The 10439-nt window shown below is 48.0% G+C and carries 7 protein-coding genes; 4 read left to right on the top strand and 3 right to left on the bottom strand.

Annotated elements, in window-relative coordinates:
* From JF818_RS16125 to JF818_RS16115, 3 genes are all read right to left on the bottom strand, one after another.
* Window positions 1-671, bottom strand: a 671-nt coding sequence (locus tag JF818_RS16125; RefSeq protein ID WP_198893063.1) for an ABC transporter permease, incomplete at its 3' end; no start/stop codon positions are given.
* Window positions 668-2209 (bottom strand): ABC transporter ATP-binding protein, encoded by a 1542-nt coding sequence (locus JF818_RS16120; protein WP_198893062.1) that lies wholly within the window; start codon window positions 2207-2209, stop codon window positions 668-670. The genes JF818_RS16125 and JF818_RS16120, both read right to left, overlap by 4 nt.
* 101 nt (window positions 2210-2310) lie before the next feature.
* On the bottom strand, window positions 2311-3402 hold the full coding sequence (locus JF818_RS16115) for a BMP family ABC transporter substrate-binding protein (RefSeq protein WP_198893061.1): 1092 nt from the start codon (window positions 3400-3402) through the stop codon (window positions 2311-2313).
* Between the two features lie 484 nt (window positions 3403-3886).
* Between JF818_RS16115 and JF818_RS16110 the strand changes: the two genes are divergently transcribed.
* The 4 genes from JF818_RS16110 to pyrE form a co-directional block, all read left to right on the top strand.
* Entirely contained in the window at window positions 3887-5476 is a 1590-nt protein-coding gene (locus tag JF818_RS16110) for an SLBB domain-containing protein (RefSeq protein ID WP_198893060.1), read from the top strand.
* A gap of 9 nt (window positions 5477-5485) precedes the next feature.
* Window positions 5486-8044, top strand: coding sequence for a polysaccharide biosynthesis tyrosine autokinase (locus JF818_RS16105; RefSeq protein WP_198893059.1), 2559 nt, complete (start codon window positions 5486-5488; stop codon window positions 8042-8044).
* A gap of 177 nt (window positions 8045-8221) precedes the next feature.
* Window positions 8222-9823: a bifunctional aspartate carbamoyltransferase catalytic subunit/aspartate carbamoyltransferase regulatory subunit gene (locus JF818_RS16100; RefSeq protein WP_198893058.1), complete on the top strand. Its 1602-nt coding sequence runs from the start codon at window positions 8222-8224 to the stop codon at window positions 9821-9823.
* Between the two features lie 17 nt (window positions 9824-9840).
* Window positions 9841-10439, top strand: a 599-nt coding sequence (pyrE, locus tag JF818_RS16095) for an orotate phosphoribosyltransferase (protein ID WP_198893057.1), incomplete at its 3' end; no start/stop codon positions are given.

Genomic DNA, 10439 nt, shown 5'->3' with positions numbered 1-10439 from the left:
ATCATATTCAGCTCGAACCCCCAACGTGTCTTATACAAGACAAACCAGAGAAGGCCTACAAGGATCAAAGCAAAGAAAATGCCTCCATGTACTCGTCCCCAGATTCTGGGAAGCCAAGCTTCCTTTGGATAGAGCACTGTTCCCATATTTCCCCTGGGAGCCTTCCATGCATTGAAATACAGATATTCAGCAAAGCCGATGATGATATAGTTCATCATCAGGGTAGTGAGCGTCTCATCCACACTCCATTGTGCTTTCAATACACCAGGAATACCTCCCCACAAGGCGCCGAACAGGATACCGACGACCATGCCTACCGGTAAAAGCAGTGCGGTTGGAAGGAATGTCCAGAACTGCATAACCCAGGTAATACCGATGACACCACCGACATACTGACCTTCAGCTCCAATATTCCAGAACTTCAAACGGAATGCTATTCCCACAGCAAGACCGCAGAGGAGCAAGGGAATTGATTTAACCAATGTATATTGCAACTTAGTCTGGCTACCGAAGGCTCCCTTGATCATCGCTGCATATGCTTGAAATGGATTTGCATCAGAGATAAGCAGCACAATAGCTCCCAGAACAAAGGAGACCAGCAGGCTGACTACAGGGACGAGTACCGCCATTCTGGTGGATCGGTAGTCGCGCTTTTCCAAGCGGAATTTCATATATCCCTCCTTTCAACACCTGCCATCAACATGCCAAGTTCCTCGGTTTTTGCGTCCTTTGCATCTATGATGTCCATAATTCTTCCTTCAAACATAACTGCAATCTTGTCTGCAACCATCAACAGTTCTTCCAGTTCCTCACTGACCAGCAGAACTGCACACCCCTTGTCCCTTTGCTTGATCAAATTTTGGCGAACAGCTTCTGTGGCTCCAACATCAAGTCCCCTGGAAGGGTAGACCGCAACAAGGATGCCTCCACAGGAGTCTATCTCTCGTGCCAGTATCGTTTTCTGGATATTCCCTCCGCTCAGGAATTTCACCGAAGTATCCTGGTTGGGGGTCTTGATGGTGAACAATTCAATGAGTCGGTCTGCAAACTTCCGGACCAGACCACGCTTGATGATATTGTGCGCGGAGAGTTCAACCGTTCGATATTTCTTCATCGACAGATTGTCTCCAACACTCATATCTCCGACCACACCCATTCTTCCTCGGTCGGCTGGGATATGACTTACCCCTGTCTTTATGATTTGCAGTGGGGTCTTGTTCGTCATATCTTTACCATTAAGGTAAATGGTCCCTCCGTTGACTTTCAAAAGCCCTGTGATGGCCTCAGTCAACTGTTGCTGGCCATTGCCTGCAACACCTGCTATGCCGAAAATCTCGCCACCACGAATTGAAAAGGAGATGTTGTCCAGAACCGGTTTTCCACCCCCTACAGGCAGCGCAAGAAGGTCCTTCACTTCGACCTTGACTTCCCCTGGGTTGTACGGACCACGTTCCAAGGAGAAGAGTACATCACGACCTACCATCATGTTGGCCAGGTCCTGTACCCGTTTGATCGATTTGGTAGGACATACTGATACACTTTTTCCTCGTCTCAGTACTTGGACAGTATGGCTGAACTCCATCACCTCATCCATCTTGTGGGTAATGAAGATAGCGCTCTTGCCTTCTGCGAGCATCTTCTTCAGGATCTCATTCAGATCTCTTGCTTCCCCAGGAGTAAGCACTGCTGTAGGTTCATCAAGAATGAGAATATCAGCCCCTCTGTACAACAACTTCAATATCTCTACACGTTGTTGCTCCCCGACTGAAAGATCCTGAATTATCTTATCCGGATAGACTTGCAAGCCATAACGCTTGCTCAGCTCCGTTATCTTTTCGCGTATCTCTGCCATGGGCGGTACAAAAGGAAGGTCCTTCATGCCCAGGACAATGTTCTCAGCTACACTCATGTTCCCTACCAGCATGAATTCCTGGTGGATCATGCCAATCCCAAGGGCCATCGAGTCCTGCGGGGAGTTGATATCTGCCAGCTCTCCCTTAACATAAATTTCCCCACTATCGGCCTGGTACAGTCCGACCAACATATTCATCAGGGTACTCTTGCCGGCGCCGTTCTCCCCGAGCAGGGCGAGAACCTCTCCGCGGTGCAAGGTCAGGTCAACTTGGTCGTTAGCCAGTACCCCAGGGAAGTGTTTGGTTATATTGACCATTCGCACGACGGGTGTTTCGTCGGTGGTTATTTCACTCATGTTCTGTCCACTTACGTTTGCCTCAGAAACAAGGCAAGAAAAGTCTTGAATCAAGTAGAGGCGGGCAGCAGCCCGCCCCTATCCAATAGGAAATCCTAAGATCAGACGCTACCGATAACGCCTTCAACAAACCAGTCCATGGTGAGCATTGCATCGTCACTCATCTTCTCGCCTGCCTTCTGGCGGACAGCACCGGTGTTGTCCTTAAGCATGCCCCAGAATACGTCCCACTCGCCATCATGGATCTTGTCCTGAATAGCCATGACTTCGTCAACTACATCCTGTGGTACCAATGGGGAAATCGGGGAAAGATGGATCATCTCGTCCTCGAGGCCACCCCAGTAACTCTGGCTTTCCCATGTGCCATCAAGAGCACTCTGGACAGCAGGAATCATATAGTTGCCCCAGTTCCACATCGGGGAGACCAGAACATGGTCATCACCAACAATCTTGCGGAAGTCAGCGTTGTAACCGATTGCGTACTTGCCGCGTTCGATAGCTGCCTTTGCAGGCTCGGTGGTATCCTGGTGCTGTGCAATAACGTCACAACCCTGGTCAAGCAATGCTACTGCGCCCTGACGTTCGAGGGAAGGGTCAAACCAAGTGTTGGTCCAAACAACGGTTACGGTTGCATCGGGATTTACAGCACGTGCACCAAGGGTGAATGCGTTAATTCCACGTACAACTTCAGGAGTGTTGTATGCACCTACATAACCAATCTTTCCAGAAGAAGACATTTCAGCAGCGATCATACCGGAGAGGTAGCGCATCTGATACATTCTTCCGAAGTAGTTGGACATGTTGTCAGCGGAGAGGTAACCGGAGCAGTGCTCGAAGTAGACATCAGGATATCTCTCTGCAACATTGAGCATGTACTGCTGGTAGTTGTAGGAGTTTGCAAAAATGATTTTGCATCCTTCATCGATGAGGCTCTCCATGACACGTTCGCTACTCTCATTCTCAGGGATACCTTCCATGCGAATGACCTCGACCTTGTCCCCGAAATGCTCTTCCATGGCAATAGTGCCCTGGTCATGCATGTAGGAGTACCCCATATCTCCAGGGGGACTGATGTAGATGACACCTACCTTGAGGGGTGCATCTGCAGCATCGGTGGCCTCTTGTGCTCCCTGTGCAAATACAAAGGAAGTGGCCAACAGCATGATCAACAGAAAGACAATGCTCTTTTTCATGTTTCTCTCCTTACAAAAGATTGCGTGATGTCGTTGATGGTACTCGAAGAACCTCAACTGTTTCAAATTATACGGGACGTTTTTCCTGCTGTCAAAACATTATTGATAAACCTTTAACGATGGAAAACGCATTTAACCTAGTATAATTCTAGGTAAATTTAAAAATGTAGTAAGAAAAATTCATTTTACCGAAATATGAGTTTTTTTATGATTTTGTGCAAAAAGTATGGCATTAGTGGTAGTATCTGTTGCAAAGTATATATATTGTTGCATAGTCGTGCTAAAAATGTAGCAAAACGAGCTAAACAAGCAATCGACGAATGGTGTGTGCAACAAAAAGACAGCGAAATTTGGCCATAAGTAGTGTTGGTAAAAAAGCATTGACACGCAAAATGAGACTTGTGTCATAGTACTGCAAGTGATAGGATATATCGACTAGCTTTTCCTGTTTGTATGTTGCCTACTCGTTATGAAGGATTATTGCATGAATAAAACTCGAGCACATATAGTAATTATTCTCATACTCTTGATGTGTTGTACATTCTCATTAGGGGCAGAGGAAACCGGTTTGGTTATACGCAGCCCCTTGTTTGGACCTCAGGAGAAAGTATCCTCCAGTGTGGAGAATTTGCAAGTCCAGTCATTTTCTGCCCAGCTTGGGCTTCTCTCCGAGGTCCCTGAATATGACGAAGAACAACGGTTACTGAGTGCTGTGAGCAATGGTTCTTATCCTGTTACTCCTGGTGATACATTCCGCTTGGTTTATCTGGATGGTATGAAAAGTGTAACGGTTGACTTGCAAGTGGATGAGTCGAGTAGTGTCTCCATCCCCGGCCTAGGAACCATTGATGGAAAAGATAAAACCTTTTCCCAGGTCAGGAAAGCCATCTATGATATGGTACGTACCTATTATAGTTATTCCAATCCACAACTTGTTTTCATACGAACCGGTTCCTTCATGGTTTCGGTGGTAGGAGAGGTGGTAGGAACAAGAGTGGTCCCCGCTTGGGGGCTTACGCGCCTCTCGGAAGTGCTCCAGAATGCTACCCCTTATGCTTCAACAAGGAATGTCCGCATCCTTCACACTGATGGTAGTGAGGAAGTGTTTGACCTGTACAAAGCAATGCGCGAGGGTGTTCTGGAGGAGGATCCGCTGCTGAGAAGTGGTGATGTCATTACCCTTGAGCGTTGTGATACATTGGTTATGCTCATCGGCCGGGTATATGAGGAAGGTACCTACCAACTCCTTGAGTCGGATCGCCTGGAAGATCTTTTAACTACCTATGGAGGAGGACTCCTCTCCTCGGCTGATGTGCAGAACATCAGGATACAACGGTATAACCCGGAGAGTGGTGCTTGGTACGTGCAGTATGTCAATTTGCTTGAGCAACCCGATTATAGACTATCCCATCTAGATCAAGTGATTGTTGACCAGCAACAACCCAGCCTCCAGACCGTAACTATAGAAGGAGCCGTCTCCTCCAGTGAGGTATATGATTCTCTTTCCACCACTGCGTTGGTTGGCTATCCATCTGGAAGAATCTTTTACCAGTTCTATCCTGGAGAGAGTATGAAGCAGATGCTTAGCTCCCTCTCTTCCCGGTTCCTTGCTGTAAGTGACTTGGAAGGAGCATACCTGCTTCGTTCCGGTGAGCGTATTCCTCTCAATATTCAGAAAATACTTTATGGGGAGGATGAGAACCAGTCGATGCAGCTGAAAAGCGACGATACCCTTTTGATCCCCTTCACACAGCGCTTGGTGACCGTCAGTGGTGGGGTGGTCCGCCCCGGGGTATTTGCGTACGTACCGGATAAAACAGTGAATTACTATCTTTCCCTTGCTGGTGGGTTGAGTGACGATGCCGCATACCCGTCAGATGTGAAAGTGCAGGGTCCTGATGGCAAGAGTATTGCATTGGGAGACCCCATTCTCCCAGAGACCACCATAGCAGTCGCTAAAGAGACATTGGCCAGGGACATTGCTCCTACGGTCGCCATCATAGGCTTGGTAAGTTCCATCCTGGGAATCGTTGCCACGGTTGTGAACATTATCGTGGAATCCAAGAGCCTGTAGGAGAAGCAGATGAGTCAGCAGGAAGAGTATACACAGTCAATTAGTCCCTTTGATGCAGGGGAAGAGGGAATTTCCATTGCAGAGCTGCTTCACATCTTTCACAAGCGTCTGCGCTGGTTCTTTGTAGGCTTCATCCTGGTTGTAGGGCTTGCTTTTGGCTATTTGCAGGTTGCCATTCCCCAGTATGAGTCGGAAGTTTCTGTCTTGGTTGATCCTATCCAGACTTCCTCTTCTTTCGAATCATTGATGGATATTTCGGCATCGAGTACCAAGATAGCCACGGAAGTTGAGTTGATCACCAGTAGAAGCAATATCGATTATGCCCTCAGCACGTTGGATTTATCGCAATACATGAATTCTGATGGCTTTGATTACCGAGATAAACTTGTTTTGGGTAATCTTAAAGAGCGTATTGTGGTTTCTACAGTGAAAGATACCAACATTGTGAGGATCAAGGTTACCGATGAAAACCCTGAATTCGCACGTGATTTTGCCAATGCACTGGCCTCAAGTTACGATACACTGCTGACTGGTATTGCCAAGAACTCAAAAACTGCACAACGTGAGTTTATCGAATCCCAGATTCCCATCAACGATCGAGCGCTTACTGCAGCAGGGGATGCCTTGGGCGACTTCAGGGAAAACAGCGACATAATCCAACTCACCGACAAGAGTTCTCTGCTGGTTGAACAAATCTCCTATTACACACTGCGCTTGGAACCCCTCAAGCTGCAATTGCAGGAAGCAATGGTGTTCCTCGATTCATACAATGAGGGTCTTCTTGAGGCTGGTGTTGAAGGAGTCCTTTCTCTCGATGATGTTAGAAAGGATCCTGTGGTCGCAGATAAATTGAATGACCTTGCAGCCTGGAAAACAGAATTGACCATGTATGAATCCCTGAGTAATCCCTCAGCAACTCAAACGCAGATCTCTATGCCCATGGATTCTTCTTCCCGCACCTATGTGATCAGCAGTGCGATGAATCAATTGAACAAGGACCTGCTTGACCGTGTCTCCCTACTAACCCGGTCGTATGGGAATGAGAACAATACCCAAGCAATTGTGCAGGCGCTCACCACTGAGGTCGGTATCCAGATCTTGGAGGAGCGGGGAGAAGTATTCATTTCCGAGCTCTCCCAGCTACCTGTCCTGGAGCGACGGCTCTCTGAGTTGCAGAGGGATGTCCAGATCTATGAAGCTATCGGATTGAAACTGCGGGAAATGTTGGAAGAAGTGAAGCTAATCGAAGCTTCTGTAAGTGGCAATGTCACGGTTGTTGATGAGGCAATTCTTCCACGTAATCCTGTCAGCCCGAACAGGCTCTTGATCTTGGCTGTTGCAGTGTTGTTGGGAGCGGCCTTTGGCCTCTTGCTTACCTTGGCCATTGAGGCCTTGGATGTATCCATCCAAACCGAGCAGCAGATTCAGAAGATTGTTGGCAAGGATGTACCTATTTTGGGGTGGATCCCCATGATGAAGGTCTCTCTTCTCGATTTGTATCCAACGCTTATTGTACATAATGATCCGCTCTCCTTTGAATCAGAGAGGTTTAAGCTGGTAGCAAACATGCTCTACAACCGGAGCGAGAAGCATGTATTCTCCATCACCTCCTGTTCCATGGCGGAAGGGAAGAGTACCATCATCGGAAATATCGCCATTGCCTTGGCTCAGATGGGAAGTAAGGTTCTGGTGCTTGATGGGGACCTTCGTCTTCCCAGTATGGAGCGTTATTTCCGTTTAAAGCACCGTGAAGTGGGCTTGGTTGATTACGTCACCAAAAAGGCAACGCTTGAAGAGTGTATCCTCAGGCCAATTGAAAAGGTTCCCGAGCTGCACTTGTTGCCTCCTGGCAATGCTCCCTTGGTGCATGCCGGCATCTTCTCCAATCCACGGTATAAGCAGCTCATTCACTACTTGGAAAGTGTATATGACTTTGTCATTATCGATGCACCTCCATTGGACTCCGCCAGTGAGTTGCTCTCCATCAGCAAACATGTTGATGGCCTGATCATCACTGTCCGTGCCGGTATTACCAGCAAGGGTTCGCTCTTCGATCTGATCAGCAGCTTGAGAACGGCAAATGTTCCCATCAGTGGTGTGGTATTCAACGGTGTTGTTCCCGGCTCGGTTGGAACGGGATACCGCTATGGATACGGCTATGGATATGGCAAGGGGTATGGCTATGGTTCATATGCCTCTCGGTACAGTGCCGAGGGTACGAGTGGGAAACTGAAAAAACGTCGAAAACACCATATTCGCAAGCGGTCCAATGGTTGGTATCGAAAAATGTACAAGCGTGATCTGAAGAATCGTGGTAAGATTTCTCCAGAGCAGTTCGATGCAGTGCTTGCCTTTGGTCCTGATTCAGCTTATGAGACCATTACAGATTGGGTGGAAGCAGAACGCGAGAGTGCGAACACGCAACCAAAGGAGACCAAACGAGTGGAGGTCCCTGTTGCAAAACAAGAGGAGCCAGAGAAATCGACAGGTCCCGTGAAAGAGGATTTATTGAGTCTCTCTGACATAGAGCAAGACACAGATGCGGTTGGCAAGAAAATTGAGGAGTAACCCTAGACAGAGAGCTAACTCTCTGCTATGGTTTTCCAGAAGTAGCAAGTAGGAGGGAGCCCATGGGCAAGAAACGAAACAGTGTTGCGTATAACGCTCTGGAATGGGAATCCCCTCAATATGATAGTGTAGTGAAGAGTCGGTCGTAGGGCCGGCTTTTTTTTTGAAGGAGTCAAGATGGAAAAACAGAATGTATTTGCAGGACGCTCGTTGTGTGTTATTGAGGATTTTTCCAAAGAAGAACGTATGTACCTCTTCGATCAGGTACGTGTTCTCAAGCAAGCGATGGAGATGAGAGATGAAGAGAAGCTCGCCCCTTTTAGAATTGATGATAGGGATTTCGGCATCTATGAAGTGTTTCTGGAAGACAGTACCAGGACCAAGGAATCTTTCAAGAATGCTGCCAACTTCCATCATGCAAAAGTCTCTGAGCTGAACAGCGACAGTTCTTCCTTCAACAAGGGAGAGAGCTATGCCGATACTTTCAATACCCTCAGTGGATATGAGAATACCATCTTCATCATACGAAGCAAGGTTGAGGGTGTTACCAGACATCTGGAGGAGGCTTGCGCCGCTTACGCAGGGCGAAATAAACTGTATCGTAAACCGATATTCATCAATGCAGGGGATGGAAAGCATGAGCATCCTACCCAGGAATTGCTTGATGAGTTCACCTTTCTTGAAGACAACCAATGGAGCAACGAGGAATTGCATCTTGCATTGGTCGGTGATCTCTTCCACGGACGAACCGTGCACTCAAAAGCGGATGGCCTGAAAATATTCAAGCAGGTCAAGGTTGATTTGATAGCCCCCGTAGAACTGGCAATGCCGGAAGTCTACGTAAACCGGATGGAAGAAAATGGTTACCAAGTTCGAATCTTCTCTTCCATCGAAGAATACCTTGAGCAACCTGATGTGGCTTCCAAGTGGTACTTCACCCGTCCACAGCTGGAGCGAATGGGGGACAGAATCCTCCAGAGGCAGGAAGAGCTACGTCGTTCCATTACATTCCGAGAAGAGTTCTTGGACAGAATAAAGGAAGGTACCACCTTCTATCACCCGCTACCACGGCACAAGGTAACTCCCACAATTCCCACCTTCCTCGATGAGACACCCCTCAATGGATGGGAACGACAATCGATCAACGGTATGTATGTAAGGATTGTATTGCTTTCACTGCTTGCAGGAAAAATCGGCAGCGAATTTGTCCCAGTGGCTAAAAAGGTAGTGTATGAGAGCGAAGACTACATTACAGAGGTAGACTTGCACTCCCGGGAAACAAAAGAGAAGCGGGTGAGTGAAGGCGTGCAACCAATTCGAAATGGCTTGGTCATCGACCACATTCTCAAGGGAGACAGCCCGGGCGAGATCAGGAGACATATGAGGCTTATCAGCAGTGTGCTTGGCCTGGACGCATACAAAGGTGGGGAGTGGGTAAGCACCAGCGGTCAGGAAGATATCTTCAAAGGGATCATCTTTCGACCCGGTGAGTACAGTCTTGACCGTAAGCAGATCAAGCGTTTGAGTGCAGTTGCTCCTGGTTGTACGCTGAACCTGATCAAGGATGGGAGGGTAATCAATAAATTCCGCTTGCATCTTCCCCCCCGTATCTATAACTTTGAGGATCTGGCTTGCACGAATGAAGCATGCATCTCCCACCCTGATCAGGGTGAAGGGGTCCCAGCCATGTTCTATCGAACCAAGGACAACACCTTTGTCTGTGCATTCTGTAACAAAACACACACCTTCAAGGAAATCTGGAAGCGTGGAAATAAATAGGCTACACTGGAGAAACCATGAAACATATTGAAGATATTACAAACCATTATGGACCAATTCTGGCAAAGAAAGCCTTGGAGCTTGGTGCAATCCGACTCCAAGTGCAAGATCCTTTCACATGGGCAAGCGGCTACCGTATGCCCATCTACAATGACAACAGGAGACTGCTTGCCGAAAGTGGAGCCAGAAAGCTGGTCAGCGAGGCTTTTGCTGCGATGCTGGAGAGCCTTGATTTTGACCCGGATAACATTGCAGGAACTGCAACTGCTGGCATTCCTCATGCAACCACCTTGGCAGACCGACTCGAGAAACCCATGAGCTATGTGAGGAGTTCCGGCAAGGATCATGGGCTTGGCCAGCAGATTGAGGGACTTGGGCAAGGAGGTACCTATGCTGGTGCCAAGGTGCTCCTTATTGAGGATTTGATCTCAACCGGGGGATCTTCCATCAAGGCAGTTCAGGCGATTACCAAAGCGGAAGGTGTTTGTCCCTATACCCTTGCAATCTTCACCTATGGATTTGCCACAGCCCAGGAAGCCTTTGCCTCCTTGGACCCTGTATGCACATTCTTTACCATTCTTGACTATGATGTGATGGTTGCAAGTGCCCAGGAGAC

This window comes from Sphaerochaeta sp. S2 (assembly GCF_016406725.1).
Lineage (GTDB): Bacteria > Spirochaetota > Spirochaetia > Sphaerochaetales > Sphaerochaetaceae > Sphaerochaeta.
This window is presented reverse-complemented; position numbering and strand designations above follow the sequence as displayed.

What these genes read in the sequence shown, in the direction of transcription:
- JF818_RS16120 (WP_198893062.1), bottom strand. Translation starts at nt 2,209, where the DNA reads ATGAGTGAAATAACCACCGACGAAACACCCGTCGTGCGAATGGTCAAT.
- JF818_RS16115 (WP_198893061.1), bottom strand. Translation starts at nt 3,402, where the DNA reads ATGAAAAAGAGCATTGTCTTTCTGTTGATCATGCTGTTGGCCACTTCC.
- JF818_RS16110 (WP_198893060.1), top strand. Translation starts at nt 3,887, where the DNA reads ATGAATAAAACTCGAGCACATATAGTAATTATTCTCATACTCTTGATG.
- JF818_RS16105 (WP_198893059.1), top strand. Translation starts at nt 5,486, where the DNA reads ATGAGTCAGCAGGAAGAGTATACACAGTCAATTAGTCCCTTTGATGCA.
- JF818_RS16100 (WP_198893058.1), top strand. Translation starts at nt 8,222, where the DNA reads ATGGAAAAACAGAATGTATTTGCAGGACGCTCGTTGTGTGTTATTGAG.